Below are 15,185 nucleotides of genomic sequence, written 5' to 3' on the forward strand. Positions count from 1 at the left end.
CGACCGCAGGCAGAGGCCCGGCCCGTGTGCCCACGATTGCCGTCCCACCCCGGCCGGGACGTAAGATCGGTCCATGCCCGGACACGAAGACAGCCCACCCCCGGAGCGACCGCACCGCCCCGGCCAAGCCGCTCGTGCCCGCGATACCGCTGCCCAGCGCACGCGGAACACCCGCTCCCGCCTCGACTGGCCGACGATCCTGCGCAACATCGCCCTCGGCCTCGCGCTGCTGGCCGGAGTGTGGGCGGTCTTCAATGTCCGCCTGCCCTCCATCGACGTACTCCAGGAAGACATCCTCGCCGCCGGCTTCTGGGGCTTCGGTGTCTTCATCCTCATCTACATGGCCGTCGCCGCCACCCCGATCCCCGTGACGATCATGGCCACCGCCGGCGGCCTGATCTTCGGTCTGCCCTTCGGTACCCTGCTGTCGATGATCGGGGTCGTCGCCGGCTGCTGGATCGGATACTGGATCGCCAGGGCACTGGGCCGGGAGACGGTCATGCGGCTGCTCGGCTCCCACGCCGAGGCCGTCGAGTCCCGCCTCACCGGCGGTGGGTTCTACGCCGTGTGCGCACTGCGGCTCATGCCCGGCTTCCCCTATTGGCCGGTCAACTACGGCAGCGGGGCGCTGGGCATCGACAACCGCACGTTCCTCACCGCCACCGTCGTCTCCTCCCTGCCCGGCCAGCTCTCACTCGTGGCGGTCGGCGCCTTCATCGGCGAGCCGAATCTCATCAACGCCGTCGCCGTCGGCGTCTCCTGGGTGCTTGTCATCATCCTGACGATCATCACGATGCGTCGGTGGAAGTCCGCCCGCCACGACGATTCGCCTGAGCAGAGCAGCGATCATTGACTTCGCCCCGGTGATCGGCGCACGCTGAGACGGTGCAGCATCGCCCCTCCCCGGACATCCGGTGAGCCATCCTCCCTCCCGACGTGGGCTACGCGACGCCGCGCAGAGAGGACGACGCGATGACCGCCACCTACACCTGGGATCTCTTCACCACCGTCGACGGCTTCGGCTCTTTCACACCGGAGGGCGATTGGGGCGGCTACTGGGGCAAGCAGGGACCGGAGTTCCTCGCCCGCCGTGCCGCCCAGTACGGTCAGGAGCAGCGGCTGGTCATCGGGGCACGCACCTTCTGCATGTTCGAGAAGTTCCTCGCCCACCTCACCCCCGCATCCGAGGCGGAGGACCCGATCAACACCCGGATGAAGCACCTGCCCACGACCGTCATCTCCACGAGCCTGAGCCCGGGCGTCGACTGGCCCGATGCGACGGTCGAGACCGGCGCCCCCGCCGAGGTGGTCGCCCGGTTGAAGCGGGAATCGACGATCCCCCTACGCTCCCATGGCAGTCCCACACTCAACCGCGCACTCCTGGCCGCCGGTCTCATCGACCGCATCCAGGTGACGATGTTCCCCGTGATCAGCGGCCGCACCGGGGCCGTGCCGATGTTCGCGGGCGCACCCGATCTCGACCTCGAGCTGCTCGAGACGGTGACGCTGGACGACGGCATCGCCGAAGTGAATTACCGGCCAACGCTCCACGACGGCCGGCACAGCTGAGACCTCATTCGAAGTTCGGAGCCCGACGTTCCTGGAAGGCCCGGAACCCCTCGACGTAGTCCGGCGTCTGCCGGGCCGACTCCTGGAGGACGGCCTCCTCGGCGAGCAGATCGGCCATGCTCGGACGTTCGTCGGCGATCTTCTGCACGAACCCCTTCTCCATGGCGAAGGCCTCAGCCGGACCGGACACGATCTTCTCGAGCTTCGCTTCGACGAATTCGCTCAGGTCCGCGGCTGGGACCGCGCGGGAGACGATCCCGGCGACGGCCGCCTCGGCGCCGGTCATGAAGTCACCGGTGACGATGAGGTCCATGGTCCGGTGGTAGCCGACCCGATCGAGGAACACGTGATGGGCACCGGAATCGAGCATCGCACCGATCGCGGCGAACGGGGACCCGAACTTCGCGTCATCGGCGGCGAAGATGATGTCCGCGGCCGCCGCGACACCGAAGCCCAGCCCGAGAGCGGCCCCTTGGACCTGGGCGATGACGGGGATCGGCAGCGCCCTGATCGCCTGGAAGACGGGGGCGAAGGACTCGGCGAGGAACGCGTGTGCGTCATCGGTCTCGGCGTCGACGCCGCTGATATCGCGACCGGAGCAGAAGACCTTGCCCTCCCCGCGGATGAGGAGCACGCGCACACTGGGCACCGCCTCGGCGACCTTGGCCACGGCTGCCGCAAGGTCGCGGAGGTTGTCCGCATCGAGAGCGTTGCGGGAGGCGGGCCCGTCGAGGATGATCTCGGCGATGCGGCCGCGGTTCTTCAGCTGGATCTCGGTCATGGATGCTCCTTTGCGTGTCCTAACAGTGGTGCCGGCGCCCGTGGCGGGACTCCGGAGTGCGCCCGTGAGCGCGGGGTGTCACCAGGCGTAGAAGCCCTGCCCGGATTTCCGGCCGAGTTCGCCGGCCGCGACCTTGTCCTTCAGGATCTGCGGAGGGGCGAAACGCTCACCGACCTCGGCGGCGAGGTGTTCGGCGATGCCCAGGCGCACATCGAGTCCGACGATGTCCGTGGTCTTCAGCGGCCCGGCCGGATGCCGGTAGCCCAGCGTCATGGCACGGTCGATGTCCGCAGGCTCGGCGACGCCTTCTTCGACCATCCGCATCGCTTCGAGGGCGAGTGCCACGCCGAGGCGGGAGGACGCGAATCCGGGTGAGTCCTTGACCGTGATCGCCGTCTTCGACAGTCCCGCGATCCATCCCTTGGCGACTTCGACGAGGCCGGGGTCGGTGTGGGTGCCGACGACGACCTCGACGAGTTCGGAGACGGGAACCGGGTTGAAGAAGTGGAGGCCGATGAGCGCCTGGGGGCGCGGCAGGGCGGCGGCGAGTTCGTCGATGGACAGCGCCGAGGTGTTCGTGCCGATGCTTGCCGCTGGTGCGTGCTTCGCGATGGCCGCGAGGATCTCCTGTTTGAGTTCGAGGACCTCGGGTACGGCTTCGACGACGAGGAGCGCTTGGTCGAGCATGGTCGGGTCGCGGACGACTTCGACGGTGCCGGGGACGTCGATGCCCTTGGACTTCGACTTCTCGACCGAGGCCTCGATGCGTTCCCGTGCGGCTGCGACGGTGTCTTCGGTGTTCTCGATGACGATGACCCGGGCGCCGGCGGTGGCGAAGGCGTGGGCGATGCCCGCTCCCATCCGGCCGCCGCCGTAGACTCCGACGGCTTCGGGCACGCGCGCGGCAGGGGTGCCGGCGGCCGCAGCATCTGCGGCCGGGGTGTCGGGGGTGGACTCGCTCATTCGCTCTCGCCTTCCTGCTGTGTCTGCGCACCGGTCTCGGCCTGGGCGGCCCGTTCGGCGGCCTTCTTCGCCCTCTTCGCCTCGCGCTTGGACAGGAACGCATCCATGCGGGCGAACTTCTCTTGCGATTCGAACAGCACGGCCTGGGCCAGATTATCAATGAGCGGGTGGGCTTCACGAGGAGCGTGGAAGGCGGATTTGCTCAACCGGACTGCCAAGGGCGCGAAGCTTGCGATCCGATCGGCCAGCGCCTGGCCGGCGAGTTCGAGATCCTCGGGGTCGACGACGTCGTTGAGAAGTCCGATCGCCTTGGCCTCATCGGCCTGGAGGGTGCGACCGGCGAGCAGGATCTCCTTGGCCCGGGGTTCGCCGACGAGTTCGCGCAGACGCCAGGCGGCTCCGGCGGCGGCGAGGATGCCGAGTCCGGTCTCCGGGTTGCCGATCTTCGTCGACGGTGTCCCGATGCGGAAGTCTGCGGCGAAGGCGAGTTCGGCACCGCCGCCGAGGGCGAATCCCTCGACGAGTGCGATCACGGGCATCGGCAGCTGTTGGATGCGGGTGAAGATCTTCGAGTTGATGCCGGCCAGGGCATCGTCGCGGCGGCGGTTGCGCAGCTGGGCGATATCGGCGCCGGCGGCGAAGACCCCGGAGGTGCCGGTGAGGATCGCGACCTTCGGTTCGGCTTCGAGCTCGGCGCACACGGAGTGGAGGGCGTCGACCATCGCCTGATCGATGGCATTGCGCACCTGAGGCCGGTTGAGCCGGATGATCGTGCGGTCGGGATGGCGTTCGACGAGCAGCGGGGAGGCCGATCCGTTCGTGCCGGCGCCCGCTCCGTTCGCTGCGTCGCCGCCCGTACTCATGCGCGCTCCAGCAGCAGGGCCGAACCCTGGCCGACGCCCACGCACATCGTCGCCAGCCCCTTCTTCGCCCCGGCCTGTTCGAGCCGGTTGAGCAGGGTCACGGTGATGCGGGTGCCCGAGCAGCCGAGCGGGTGGCCGAGTGCGATCGCTCCGCCGAAGCCGTTGACGGTGGCCGGGTCGAGTCCGAGATCTCCCATGCACGCCAGCGACTGCGAGGCGAAGGCTTCATTGAGTTCGACGGCTTCGAGTTCGCCGACCTTCCATCCGGTGCGTTCGAGCACCTTCCGGGTTGCCGGTACGGGACCGACGCCCATGATCTCCGGGGACACTCCGGCGTTCGCACCGGCGACGACGCGGGCGCGGGGGTTGAGGCCGTGCCTGTTCGCATAGTCCTCGCTGACGAGCACGACCACGGCGGCACCGTCGTTGAGCGAGGAGGAGTTGCCGGCGGTGATGAGCCCGCCTGGGCCGTGGATGGGCCGCAGCCTGCCGAGCTTGTCCACGGTCGTATCCGCACGCGGTCCCTCATCGGCGGTGACCTCGCCGATGGGCAGGATCTCCGGATCGAAGCTGCCTGCGGCGGCAGCGGCCAGCGCCTTCTGGTGCGAGTCAAAGGCGAATTCGTCGAGGGCCTCGCGGGTCAGCTTCCACTTCTCGGCGACGCGTTCGGCCGTCTGCGGCATCGACAGGGTCGTGTCCTCGTCGAAGGCGGGGTTCGTGAACCGCCATCCGATCGAGGTGTCCCAGGTCCGGCCGGGCTTCGACCAGGCCCGGCTGGGCTTCTCGCTCACCCACGGGGCGCGGGTCATCGATTCGACGCCTCCGGCCACGACCACCTCGGCGTCTCCGGCGGCGATCATCGCACGAGCGGTGGTGATCGCGGTCATTCCCGAAGCGCACAGGCGATTGACGGTGAAGCCGGGCACGGACTCGGGCAGGCCGGCCAGGAGCACGGCCATGCGGGCGATGTTCCGGTTGTCCTCACCGGCCTGATTCGCCGAGCCGAGGATGACCTCGTCGATGTCGGCCGGGTCGATTCCCGTCCGGTCGATGACGGTCCTCATCGTCGTGGCGACGAGGTCGTCGGGGCGCTGATCGGCCAGGACACCTCCGTAGCGGCCGATGGGGGTGCGCAGTCCGTCCAGAATGAATGCCTCAGGCATGGGTCTCCTCGTTGACAGGGGTGACGATCAGGTGGGTGACGGTCGAGTCCGGGGTGGGCGCGGGACGCGACCGTTCAGGGTCGTTCAGGAGTCGAAGTCGACGACGACCTCATCGCTGACGGGGAAGGTCTGGCAGGTGAGGACGAAGTTCGCCTCGACCTCGGCGTCCTCGAGGGCGTAGTTGCGGACCATGTCGACCTCGCCGCCGCAGATCTTCGCGCGGCAGGTTCCGCACACCCCGCCCTTGCAGGCGAACGGCAGATCGGAGCGCGATTCCTGTGCGGAATCGAGGATGGTCTTGCCCTGCGACATCGCCGAGGTGGTGCGGCGTCCGTCGATGACGACCGTGACCTCGCTGGTGGCGCCTTCGACGACCTTGTCGGCGTGGACGACCTCCGGCGGCGGTTCGTCGACGTAGAAGAGTTCGAAGTGGATCCTCTCCTTCGGCACGTCGAACTCGGCGAGCACCCTGCGGGCGTCTTCGAGCATCCCGAAGGGACCGCACAGCCACACATGGTCCATGCTGCCGATCGGGACGATGGCGCTCAGCAGCTGCCGCAGCTTCTCCTCGTCGAGGCGGCCGGAGAAGAGTTCGACTTCGCGGGGTTCGCGGGAGAGGACGTGGACGAGGTCGAGCTGCTGGTTGCGGGCGTCCTTGAGGTCGGCGAGCTCCTCGGCGAACATCACGGTGTTCGTCTTCCGGTTGCCGTAGAGCAGGGTCACCGAGGCTTCGGGGTTCGACAGCACGGTCGACGCGATCGAGAGCATCGGGGTGATCCCGGATCCGGCCGCGATGCACAGATGCCGTCCGCCCTGGTCCGGGTCGGCCCGGAAGCTGCCCGAGGGCGGCTGGACCTCGATGACGTCGCCGGCACGGACCTCACGCACGAGCCAGAGGGAGAAGAGCCCTTCGGGGACCTCACGCACACCGATGCGCGGGTCGGATCCGGCCGGGGCGCAGATCGAGTAGGTGCGGCGGTGCTCCTGCCCGTCGATGAGCCGGCGCAGGGTCAGCGACTGTCCGGCGGCGAAGTCGAAGAGCTCGGCGTACTCCTCGGGCACATCGAAGGTCACGGCCGCGGAATCCTCGGTGAGGTGGTCGACGGACTTCACGGTCAGCGGGTAGAAGCTCGACCGGGAGGAGCCGTCGGCGCGCTGGGCGGTGGGGGCCGCCTCGGCGGTCTGATCGATCGTCTGGGTCATCAGATCTCCTTCACATGGTCGAACGGTTCCAGGCAGTCGAGGCACTGGTACATGGCCTTGCACGCGGTCGGGCCGAATTCGGAGGACAGTCTCACGTTCTCCGACCCGCACAGCACGCAGCTCACGGCGCGGCGGGTGGGCATGAGGGTCAGTGCCACCGGCCCCTGCCGGTGCGGTGCGGCTCCGGGCGGGGAGATGCCGGCATCCCTGAGTGCCTTCTTGCCGCGTTCGGTGATCCAGTCGCTCGTCCACGCCGGGGACAGGGACACGCGCACCTCGGCGTCGGGGAAGCCGGCGTCGAGGAGTTCGCGCTGTAAGTCATCGCGCATCGTCGCCATCGCCGGGCACCCCGAATAGGTGGGGGTGATCGTCGTGATGACGCGGCCGTCCTCGATGCTCACATCACGGAGCACGCCGAGGTCGAGCAGCGTGAGCATCGGCATCTCCGGGTCCGTCACGCGTTCGGCGGCGGCACGGGCACGCTCGATCGCCTCGGCGTCGGTGCCGGTCGGGTGGGTCCGCAGCATGGCGGTCACCACTGTCCCTCCGGATGCTCCCGGGCGACGACCTGCATCTCCGCGAGCAGCTTCGACAGGGCTTCGGTGTGGAGTCCGTCGCGGCCCTTGCGACCGTGCACGCCGACCCCGGCCAGCGATCCGCGGTCGGGACGATCGATGCCGGCGGCGGCGAAGACCTGGTCGATGATGACTCCGGCCTCGTCGGCCACCTCGGCGGGGTCGACGCCGATTCCGGCTTCGGCCACGGCGGCCTCGACCGGGTGGGATTCGAAGAGTTCGGTCCACAGCGGCCACAGCCCGTTCAGGGCGCTGATCAAGCGGGACTTCGATTCCTCGGTGCCGCGGGCCAGGGTGAGGACCCAGCGTCCGGCGAAGTCGCGGTGGTAGGACATCTCCTTGACGCCCTTCGCCGCGATCGCGGCGAGCACGGTGTCGCGGCTGGTCGTCAGGCGTTCGAAGATCGACAGGCGCCAGGTGGAGTAGATGAGGATCTTCGCGACCGCCTCGGCAAAGTCGCCGTTGGGGACCTCGGCCAGGCGGACGTTGCGGAAGGCGAGGTCGTTGCGGAAGTACGCGAGCCGATCCTCATCGGGCACGGGTGAGCCCCCGGGCAGTTCGGGCACGAGCTCCGGATCGGCGGCCGCGGCGCGGGCGAGCAGGAGTCGGGCCTGCCCGAGGAGGTCGAGGGCGATGTTCGCCAGCGCGATGTCCTCTTCGAGGTCGGGGGCGTTCGAGCACCATTCGGAGATCCGCTGGGAGAACACGAGCGCGTCATCGCCGAGCATGAGGCAGTAGGCGCCGAGGTCCTTCGCGTCGACCCCGTCGGGCACGGTCGTGTCGACGCCGGCCAGCGGGTCCTCGAAGTCGGTGCCGAAGGCCCAGTTCGCATCGTTGACGAGCAGGCCCGAGTAGGCGTTGTCGTGGGTGCCGTGGTCGACGTTGGTTCCCGCTTCATCGTGTTCGACGTGAACGGTGGGTTCGTTGTTCGCAGTCATTCGTCTCCCCTTCTCACATGTGGGGGACATCGTCGGGGATGTCGTAGAAGGTCGGATGCCGGTAGACCTTGTCGCCGCTGGGGGCGAACATCGGGTCCTTCTCGTCCGGGCTCGAGGCCGTGACATCGGCGGAGCGGACGACCCAGATGCTCACGCCCTCGTTGCGTCGGGTGTAGACGTCGCGGGCATGGTGGATGGCCATCTGGTCATCGGTCGCGTGCAGCGACCCGACGTGGACGTGGTTGAGTCCGCGCTTGCCGCGCACGAAGACCTCGTACAGCGGCCATTCGCCGCGGGTCGCACTCGCCGAGGCGGAGCCGGGGTTGGTCTCGGTCATTTCGCTGCCTCCTCGGCGGTGGTGGTGGAGCCGTCGGCCGACGGCACGGTGGGGGCGGCCGCAGTGGCGGCGTTGCCCGCGGTGGGGGCGGCCGCCTCGGCGTTCTGGTTCTCGGCGAAGGCGAGCGCGGCTTCGCGCACCCAGGCACCGTCGTCCCAGGCGCGCTTGCGGTGGGACACACGCTGTTCGTTGCAGGGCCCGTCGCCCTTGACGACGGCCCAGAACTCGTCCCAGTTCGGTGTCGAGAAATCATAGTGTCCGCGCTCTTCGTTCCACTTGAGGTTCTCGTCGGGGAACGTCACGCCCAGCGCCTCGGCCTGCGGAACGGACATGTCGACGAACTTCTGGCGCAGTTCGTCGTTCGTGTGGGTCTTGATACCCCAGGCCATCGACTGCTCGGTGTTCGGGGAGTTGTCATCGGGAGGGCCGAACATCATCAGCGAAGGCCACCAGAAGCGGTCGACCGACTCCTGGACCATGGCCCGCTGCTCGTCGGTGCCGCGCATCATCGTCATGAGCAGTTCGTAACCCTGACGCTGGTGGAAGGACTCCTCCTTGCAGATGCGGATCATGGCGCGCCCGTAGGGGCCGAAGGACGTCCGGCACAGCGGCACCTGGTTGCAGATCGCCGCACCGTCGACGAGCCAGCCGATCGTGCCCACGTCGGTGTAGGACAGGGTCGGGTAGTTGAAGATCGAGGAGTACTTCTGGCGGCCGGCGATGAGCTTCTCTGTGAGTTCGTTGCGCGTGGCGCCGAGGGTCTCTGCGGCCGAATAGAGGTAGAGGCCGTGACCGGCTTCGTCCTGGACCTTGGCCAGCAGGATCGCCTTGCGCCGCAGCGAAGGGGCACGGGAGATCCAATTGCCCTCGGGCTGCATGCCGATGATCTCCGAGTGCGCGTGCTGCGCGACCTGGCGGATGAGCGTCTTGCGGTAGGCCTCGGGCATCCAGTCCCGCGGTTCGATCCGGTCCTTGGCCTCGATCGTCGCGTCGAACTGCGCTTCGAGTTTCGCTTCGTCGTAGCGATTGTCGTTCACTTGAGTCGTCATGACCACTCCGCCCTTGGATGTGCCCTTGTCAGGACCTGCCTCGGTCAGCGGCTGCCGACCTCCCCATCGGTCCGACCATCGTCAGACCTCTGATCCAGGGCATCCATTTACTGACCATTTGTTCTGTATTGTTGCCACCAGTGTCGCACACCCCCGGCCCGGGTGCAATGCCGCCCACGCGAACGGCTTCTATGCGCCTATCTTTCGCAAACAGGCGCCCACCCGGCGCATGTGCCGGTCGATCCACAGCGGTTTCGGCGCCTTGGGTTCAAGGAGTCGTCGCAACACCTGTCGGATCGACCAGACAAACTTCCTCCGGCCCAAGCGGCGCCTGCCGAATTTAGGTCAGCATCGGATACTTTCAGCGCCGGAAAATGTCCGATAGCGACCTATATTTCTCGGAAACTATCCGATAGCGACCTATTCCCGCTTCCGCTTGACGATGCGTGCGCGATTCGCAGGCCGGATCATCGTGTGACTTGACAGCGGCGACTATCGGAACGATATTTATTGACCAGATGGTCGTTTATTCTCCGACGGGCTGACCGTCCGGGATCACGGGGAACTCTCACCGTCGTCCACACGCAGCGGCGCAGGCACTCCTCGTGCACCGGCGCCAGAACCCGCGACTCGAGGAGGAGCCGACCTTGGGACAGCCCACCCACGATACGACGACCGCGGAGTCACAGACCCCGAACACCTCCACCCCCACCGAGGCGGCTCCACAGCCCGATCCCACAGGATCCACCGAGGCATCCAGCACCGGGGCAGCCCCACACGCTCCCATACCCACCGGCGCCGCCGCGATGTTCGCCAATGACCGCGCCTCACAGCACTTGGGCATCAAGGTCGATGACCACGGACCCGGCTGGGCGCAGTGCTCGATGACGATCACCGAGATCATGACCAACGGCCACGACATCACGCACGGCGGCTACGTCTTCCTCTTCGCCGACACCACCTTCGCCATGGCCTGCAACTACCCGGGCTCGATCACGGTCGCCTCGGGCGGAGACATCGACTTCCTCAAACCCACCTTCATCGGCGACGAACTCATCGCCCACGGCCGTGAGGTCATCAAACAGGGACGCTCGGGCATCTACGACGTCACCGTCACCCGCGGTGACGAGATCGTCGCCACCTACCGCGGTCGCTCCCGCACCCTGCCTCCCCGCACACCGTGACCGGCAGCAGGCGGGCGCAGCGCTGACGCGGCCGATGCCGCCGCCTGCCCACCCCCAACCACCCGCAGAGGACACGACGCCGGAGTCGGTGCCCCTCCTCGGCGGTCAGCGGATCGGACGCCCCGTCCGAATCCGGCACAGAGAAGAATTTCGCAAGGAGACGATGATGACTGACACCGACCTCGACGCCGGCGAACGGATGAGCCTCGACGAGCTGCGCGCCGACCAGCTGAAGAACCTCAAGACCACGGTGACCTCCGTATATGAGCAGGTGCCCTTCTACCGGAAGGCCTTCGACGAACTCGGCGTCAGCCCTGCGGACATCACGAGCCTCGACGACATCGCGAAGCTGCCCTTCACGACCAAGCAGGATCTGCGCGACAACTATCCCTTCGGGCTCTTCGCGGTGCCGCAGGAGCAGGTCGCACGCATCCACGCCTCTTCGGGCACGACCGGCCTGCCGACGGTCGTCGGGTACACGATGGGCGACCTCGACCGATGGGGTGCCCTCATCGCGCGGTCCATCCTCGGCGCCGGCGGCGAGCGCGGACAGATGATGCACAACGCCTACGGCTACGGACTGTTCACCGGCGGCCTGGGCGTCCACGGCGCCGAACGTCACGGCTTCACCGTCGTGCCGATCTCCGGCGGGCAGACTCCGCGCCAGGTGCAGCTCATCCAGGACTTCAAACCGGACATCATCACGGCCACGCCGACGTATCTGCTCACCATCCTCGACGAGTTCCATCGCCAGGGCATCGACCCGACGTCGACGAGCCTGAAGACCGCGATCTGCGGTGCCGAGCCGTGGACGGACGAGATGCGCAAGGAGATCGAGCAGTCCTTCAACATCAACGCCGTCGACATCTACGGCCTCTCCGAGGTCATGGGACCCGGTGTGGCCTGCGAGTCGGCCGTGACGAAGGACGGTCCGACGATCTGGGAGGACCACTTCTACCCGGAGATCGTCGACCCCTTCACCGGAGAGGCGCTGCCCGACGGCGAGGAGGGCGAGCTCGTCTTCACCTCGCTGACGAAGGAGGCGCTGCCGATCATCCGCTACCGCACGCACGATCTCGCGACCCTGCTGCCGGGAACCGCACGCCCGAACTTCCGCCGGATCTCGCGCATCACCGGCCGCTCGGACGACCTCATGATCATCCGCGGGGTGAATGTCTACCCGGCCAACGTCGAATCCGTGCTCTTCGAGTTCAGCCCGCTGAGCCCGCATTTCCAGCTCCTCCTCACCCGCCCCGGCCGGATGGACGAGATGACCGTCGAGGTCGAAGCCCGCGAGGGCGTCGGTGCGATCGAACTCGAGGGCCTCGACCGTCTCGTCGCGGCCCGCATCAAGGAGCGCCTCGGCGTCTCCTGCGGCGTCGACATCAAGCTGCCCGGCGACCTGCCGCGCTCGGTCGGCAAGATGAAGCGCATCATCGACCGCCGCGAAGGCATCCGCTGAGATGACGTGCGTCTCCGTGCGTCACGCGGCAGCCGATTAGACTGATCAGCATGCCCGAATCGTCCTCATCCGCGTCGGATTCCCTCGCCGAGGCGGCCGCCCGGTCCCCGCGCTCCGCCGAGTCGACATCGTCGACCGCCGCCCCCAAGCGCTCGCGCCGCGGTCGCCCCGGCTATGACCGGGAGACGCTCATCAACAGGGCCACCGAGGTGTTCGTCTCCCGCGGCTACGACGGCACCTCGATGGACACCGTCGCCCGGGAGCTCGGCATCACGAAGTCGGCGATCTACCATCATGTGAAGTCGAAGGAAGAGCTGCTGCGGTTGGCGATCAACCGCGGCATCGACGCCTTGGACTCAGCCGTCGAAGCCGAGAGCCATCGGACCGGGATCACCGCCCTCGAACGGCTGCGTCTGGCCGTGCGGGCCAGTGTGCTCATTCTCATCGAGTACCACCATTCGGTGACTCTGCTGCTGCGCGTTCGCGGGAACTCGGCCATCGAGCTCGAGGCCCTCGATGCGCGTCGCGCCATCGACGAGAAGATCCGCAGTCTCGTCTCCGCGGCGATCGACGAGGGCGGACTCCGCTCGGACTTCAGCCCCGGGCTCATCACTCGCCTGCTCTTCGGCATGGTCAATTCGATCACCGAGTGGTACCGCTCGAGCTACCCCATCGACCCCGACACCATCGCCGAGGCGGTCACCACGATGGCGTTCCAAGGGCTCGAGGCCTGAACCACCGGCCCTGGCCCGCCCAACAAAGTTGCGGGCTTGCGGAGCACTCAGCTGCGGGCCGTGGGGCACTCGGTTGCGAAATTGTGGGGCACTCAGTCGAAGTCGGTCGCCGCACCGGCAGCGAGAATCCACCCCAGCGTCGCCTCCGTCTCGGCCAGTAGCCGATCGCGCGGAGGCTCGTAGCCGCTGATGACCCAGTCGACGACCACCTGCAGCCCGGCACCGACGAGGACGTCGCCGAGGACTCGCCTTCGGGCCGGCGTCAGCGGCGGGCCCGCAGTCACCTCCGCCAGACGACCCACGAGCTCGTCGCCGATGGCGCGAGCGTATGAGCGGTACAGCTCATCGACCCGGGCGCTGACTCCCAGGACCTCGAAGAGGTGGACGCGCGCCCAGACCGGGTTGGCCTGCACCCAATCAAGGAAGCCGGCGACGAAACCGCGCAGCACCTCGCGAGCCTCACCACCGCCGCCTGCGAGCACCGCCTCGCGCAGATCGGCGACCACCCGCGCATAGACGGCACAGAGAAGGTCCTCGAGCGTCGCAAACGACTCATAGAAATAGCGCTTATTCAGCCCCGCCTCGGCGCAGACCGCACCGACGGTCGCGGCCCGATAGCCGTGGAGGCCGAAGATCTGCGCACCGGCGGCGATGATTCGTTCGCGCCGTGCACTCTCGCGGGCTCGGCGGCTGGCACCGGCATAAGGTCGTCCATGGTCGCTCACACTGTGATGTTGACAACATTCCACGCCGATTGCAAACTGGTACGACTCAGTACCAGAAGGAGCGAGGATGCCCGAGGATGCCTGACAGAACCCATGGAGACGCGGCGCTCAATGCCGCTCGGCGAGCGCGGGACCTCGCGGCGGCCACCGCCGACGACACCGTCGACCTCGTGGTCATCGGCGGCGGATTCACCGGTGTCGGCGTCGCCCTCGACGCCGTGACCCGGGGACTCAGCGTGGTCCTCATCGAACGCGGCGACCTCGCCTCGGGCACGAGCAGCTGGTCATCGAAGCTCGCCCACGGCGGTCTGCGCTATCTGGCCAAGCTCGACTTCTCCATCGCCTGGGAATCCGCCCTCGAACGCGGTCGGCTGATGGGCAGGATCGCACCGCATCTCATCCGTCCGCTGCCATTGGTCATGCCCCTCCATTCCGGGGTCGGCCGCCTCGATGCCGCGATGTTCGGAATCGGCTTCTTCGCCGGCGACGTCCTGCGCAGGCTCGCACGCACTCCGGCATCCCTGCTGCCCCGTCCCAGTCGCGTCTCGGCCGCCGCCGTGCGCGAGCAGGTTCCCGCCGCGGACGCCGAGGGACTCCGCGGCGGCCTGCTCAGCTGGGACGGTCAGCTCATCGACGACGCCCGCCTCGTGGTGGCCCTGGCCCGCACTGCCGCCGTCCACGGCGCACGCATCATCACCTACGCCGAGGCCACCGATATCGAACCCGGTCAGGTCGGTTTCGTCGACGAGCTCACCGGCGACCGGCACACGGTGCGTGCGAAGCAGATCGTCAACGCCACCGGAGTCTGGGCCGATACCTTGGCCGATGAGGTCGAACTCGCACCCAGCAAGGGGTCCCACCTGCTGGTTCGAGCCGAGCGCCTCGGCGACCCGGAGGTCGCGATCACGGCACCGGTGCCCGGCCATTTCGGTCGCTTCGTCTTCGCGGTCCCCTGGCACGAGGGGCTCGTCATGGTCGGTCTCACCGATTCCCCGCACCATGGTGCGGTTCCCGACCGGGCGATGCCCGATGACGAGGACCTCGACTTCCTGCTCGCAACCATCAACACCGCCCTGGCCGAGCCTCTCGCCCTGGACGACATCGTCGGCAGCTACGCCGGGTTCCGGCCGCTGCTGAAAACCTCGGGCTCTTCCAGCGCCGATCTCTCCCGCAGGCACGCACTGCTGCGGGACCCGCGCACCGATGCGCTGACCATCGTCGGAGGCAAACTCACGGAGTATCGGCGCATGGCCGAGGATGCCGTCGACGCCGTCGTCGAAGGCGGAGGCCTCACGGCCGGCCCGTCTCGGACGAAGTCGCTCGGACTCGTCGGCATCGGCACCCCCGATCCGAACCTGCCGGAGGCGCTGATCCGCCGCTACGGCACCGACGCGGCCAGCGTCGCGGCCTATGCCGAGTCCGATCCGACCCTCGGCGGCCCGGTGCGCACGGGCATCCCCTACAGCGGCGCCGAGGTCCGCTTCGCCGTCGACCACGAACTGGCCATCACCGTCGACGATGTCATCGACCGCCGTTCGCGGTGGGGGCTCGTTGAGGCCGACCGCGCCGATTTCGCCTCTGCCGTTCGCAGGCTGGCACCCGAACTGATCGTGAACACACAGGAAGAAGGATGACGCTG

General features: G+C 67.8%; 16 protein-coding genes. 6 read left to right on the forward strand and 10 right to left on the reverse strand.

Annotation, left to right across the window (positions count from 1 at the left end; translation table 11 throughout):
* Positions 1–73: 73 nt before the first annotated feature.
* Both EB836_RS02555 and EB836_RS02560 read left to right on the forward strand, forming a co-directional pair.
* Positions 74–853: a TVP38/TMEM64 family protein gene (locus tag EB836_RS02555; RefSeq protein WP_135537561.1), complete on the forward strand. Its 780-nt coding sequence runs from the start codon at positions 74–76 to the stop codon at positions 851–853.
* Positions 854–972: 119 nt separating this feature from the next.
* The gene (locus EB836_RS02560; protein ID WP_135537562.1) at positions 973–1,569 is read left to right on the forward strand and encodes a dihydrofolate reductase family protein; all 597 of its coding nucleotides are present in this window, start codon (positions 973–975) and stop codon (positions 1,567–1,569) included.
* A gap of 4 nt (positions 1,570–1,573) precedes the next feature.
* Here EB836_RS02560 and EB836_RS02565 read toward each other — a convergent pair whose 3' ends face one another.
* The 9 genes from EB836_RS02565 to paaA form a co-directional block, all read right to left on the reverse strand.
* On the reverse strand, positions 1,574–2,350 hold the full coding sequence (locus tag EB836_RS02565) for an enoyl-CoA hydratase/isomerase family protein (protein ID WP_135537563.1): 777 nt from the start codon (positions 2,348–2,350) through the stop codon (positions 1,574–1,576).
* 78 nt (positions 2,351–2,428) lie between these two features.
* Complete coding sequence (locus EB836_RS02570; RefSeq protein ID WP_135537564.1) at positions 2,429–3,313, reverse strand: 3-hydroxyacyl-CoA dehydrogenase family protein; 885 nt, start codon at positions 3,311–3,313, stop codon at positions 2,429–2,431.
* On the reverse strand, positions 3,310–4,176 hold the full coding sequence (locus EB836_RS02575; protein ID WP_135537565.1) for an enoyl-CoA hydratase/isomerase family protein: 867 nt from the start codon (positions 4,174–4,176) through the stop codon (positions 3,310–3,312). Before EB836_RS02575 ends, EB836_RS02570 begins: the two co-directional genes overlap by 4 nt.
* Positions 4,173–5,339: a thiolase family protein gene (locus EB836_RS02580; RefSeq protein WP_135537566.1), complete on the reverse strand. Its 1,167-nt coding sequence runs from the start codon at positions 5,337–5,339 to the stop codon at positions 4,173–4,175. The genes EB836_RS02575 and EB836_RS02580 overlap by 4 nt, the downstream gene beginning before the upstream one ends.
* An 84-nt stretch (positions 5,340–5,423) precedes the next feature.
* Positions 5,424–6,542 (reverse strand): 1,2-phenylacetyl-CoA epoxidase subunit PaaE, encoded by a 1,119-nt coding sequence (gene paaE, locus EB836_RS02585; protein WP_135537567.1) that lies wholly within the window; start codon positions 6,540–6,542, stop codon positions 5,424–5,426.
* Positions 6,542–7,069, reverse strand: a complete 528-nt coding sequence (paaD, locus tag EB836_RS02590) for a 1,2-phenylacetyl-CoA epoxidase subunit PaaD (protein ID WP_135537850.1) — start codon at positions 7,067–7,069, stop codon at positions 6,542–6,544. Before paaD ends, paaE begins: the two co-directional genes overlap by 1 nt.
* A 5-nt stretch (positions 7,070–7,074) precedes the next feature.
* The gene (gene paaC, locus EB836_RS02595) at positions 7,075–8,055 is read right to left on the reverse strand and encodes a 1,2-phenylacetyl-CoA epoxidase subunit PaaC (RefSeq protein ID WP_135537568.1); all 981 of its coding nucleotides are present in this window, start codon (positions 8,053–8,055) and stop codon (positions 7,075–7,077) included.
* 13 nt (positions 8,056–8,068) lie between these two features.
* On the reverse strand, positions 8,069–8,392 hold the full coding sequence (paaB, locus tag EB836_RS02600) for a 1,2-phenylacetyl-CoA epoxidase subunit PaaB (protein WP_135537569.1): 324 nt from the start codon (positions 8,390–8,392) through the stop codon (positions 8,069–8,071).
* Positions 8,389–9,441 (reverse strand): 1,2-phenylacetyl-CoA epoxidase subunit PaaA, encoded by a 1,053-nt coding sequence (gene paaA, locus EB836_RS02605; protein ID WP_167854327.1) that lies wholly within the window; start codon positions 9,439–9,441, stop codon positions 8,389–8,391. The genes paaB and paaA overlap by 4 nt, the downstream gene beginning before the upstream one ends.
* Before the next feature lie 647 nt (positions 9,442–10,088).
* Here paaA and paaI point away from each other — a divergent pair.
* The 3 genes from paaI (at position 10,089) to EB836_RS02620 (ending at position 12,821) form a co-directional block, all read left to right on the forward strand.
* Positions 10,089–10,625, forward strand: a complete 537-nt coding sequence (gene paaI, locus EB836_RS02610; RefSeq protein WP_240689555.1) for a hydroxyphenylacetyl-CoA thioesterase PaaI — start codon at positions 10,089–10,091, stop codon at positions 10,623–10,625.
* 166 nt (positions 10,626–10,791) lie between these two features.
* Positions 10,792–12,087, forward strand: a complete 1,296-nt coding sequence (locus EB836_RS02615) for an AMP-binding protein (RefSeq protein WP_135537854.1) — start codon at positions 10,792–10,794, stop codon at positions 12,085–12,087.
* A gap of 50 nt (positions 12,088–12,137) precedes the next feature.
* The gene (locus EB836_RS02620) at positions 12,138–12,821 is read left to right on the forward strand and encodes a TetR/AcrR family transcriptional regulator (protein ID WP_135537570.1); all 684 of its coding nucleotides are present in this window, start codon (positions 12,138–12,140) and stop codon (positions 12,819–12,821) included.
* Positions 12,822–12,913: 92 nt separating this feature from the next.
* On the opposite strand, the gene EB836_RS02625 is transcribed toward EB836_RS02620, so the two are convergent.
* On the reverse strand, positions 12,914–13,546 hold the full coding sequence (locus EB836_RS02625) for a TetR/AcrR family transcriptional regulator (RefSeq protein WP_167854328.1): 633 nt from the start codon (positions 13,544–13,546) through the stop codon (positions 12,914–12,916).
* Positions 13,547–13,623: 77 nt separating this feature from the next.
* Here EB836_RS02625 and EB836_RS02630 point away from each other — a divergent pair, with 77 nt between their 5' ends.
* A complete protein-coding gene (locus tag EB836_RS02630) occupies positions 13,624–15,180 on the forward strand; it encodes a glycerol-3-phosphate dehydrogenase/oxidase (protein ID WP_135537572.1) in 1,557 nt (518 codons plus the stop codon).
* The last annotated feature ends 5 nt before the right edge of the window (positions 15,181–15,185 follow it).

The organism is Brevibacterium sp. S111, from assembly GCF_004745075.1.
Classification (GTDB): domain Bacteria; phylum Actinomycetota; class Actinomycetes; order Actinomycetales; family Brevibacteriaceae; genus Brevibacterium.

Coding starts and splice junctions, on each gene's coding strand:
- EB836_RS02630 (WP_135537572.1), top strand. CDS start 13,624: ATGCCTGACAGAACCCATGGAGACGCGGCGCTCAATGCCGCTCGGCGA.
- paaE (WP_135537567.1), bottom strand. CDS start 6,542: ATGACCCAGACGATCGATCAGACCGCCGAGGCGGCCCCCACCGCCCAG.
- paaD (WP_135537850.1), bottom strand. CDS start 7,069: ATGCTGCGGACCCACCCGACCGGCACCGACGCCGAGGCGATCGAGCGT.
- EB836_RS02565 (WP_135537563.1), bottom strand. CDS start 2,350: ATGACCGAGATCCAGCTGAAGAACCGCGGCCGCATCGCCGAGATCATC.
- EB836_RS02575 (WP_135537565.1), bottom strand. CDS start 4,176: ATGAGTACGGGCGGCGACGCAGCGAACGGAGCGGGCGCCGGCACGAAC.
- EB836_RS02580 (WP_135537566.1), bottom strand. CDS start 5,339: ATGCCTGAGGCATTCATTCTGGACGGACTGCGCACCCCCATCGGCCGC.
- EB836_RS02570 (WP_135537564.1), bottom strand. CDS start 3,313: ATGAGCGAGTCCACCCCCGACACCCCGGCCGCAGATGCTGCGGCCGCC.
- paaA (WP_167854327.1), bottom strand. CDS start 9,441: ATGACGACTCAAGTGAACGACAATCGCTACGACGAAGCGAAACTCGAA.
- paaB (WP_135537569.1), bottom strand. CDS start 8,392: ATGACCGAGACCAACCCCGGCTCCGCCTCGGCGAGTGCGACCCGCGGC.
- EB836_RS02560 (WP_135537562.1), top strand. CDS start 973: ATGACCGCCACCTACACCTGGGATCTCTTCACCACCGTCGACGGCTTC.
- EB836_RS02615 (WP_135537854.1), top strand. CDS start 10,792: ATGACTGACACCGACCTCGACGCCGGCGAACGGATGAGCCTCGACGAG.
- EB836_RS02620 (WP_135537570.1), top strand. CDS start 12,138: ATGCCCGAATCGTCCTCATCCGCGTCGGATTCCCTCGCCGAGGCGGCC.
- paaC (WP_135537568.1), bottom strand. CDS start 8,055: ATGACTGCGAACAACGAACCCACCGTTCACGTCGAACACGATGAAGCG.
- EB836_RS02555 (WP_135537561.1), top strand. CDS start 74: ATGCCCGGACACGAAGACAGCCCACCCCCGGAGCGACCGCACCGCCCC.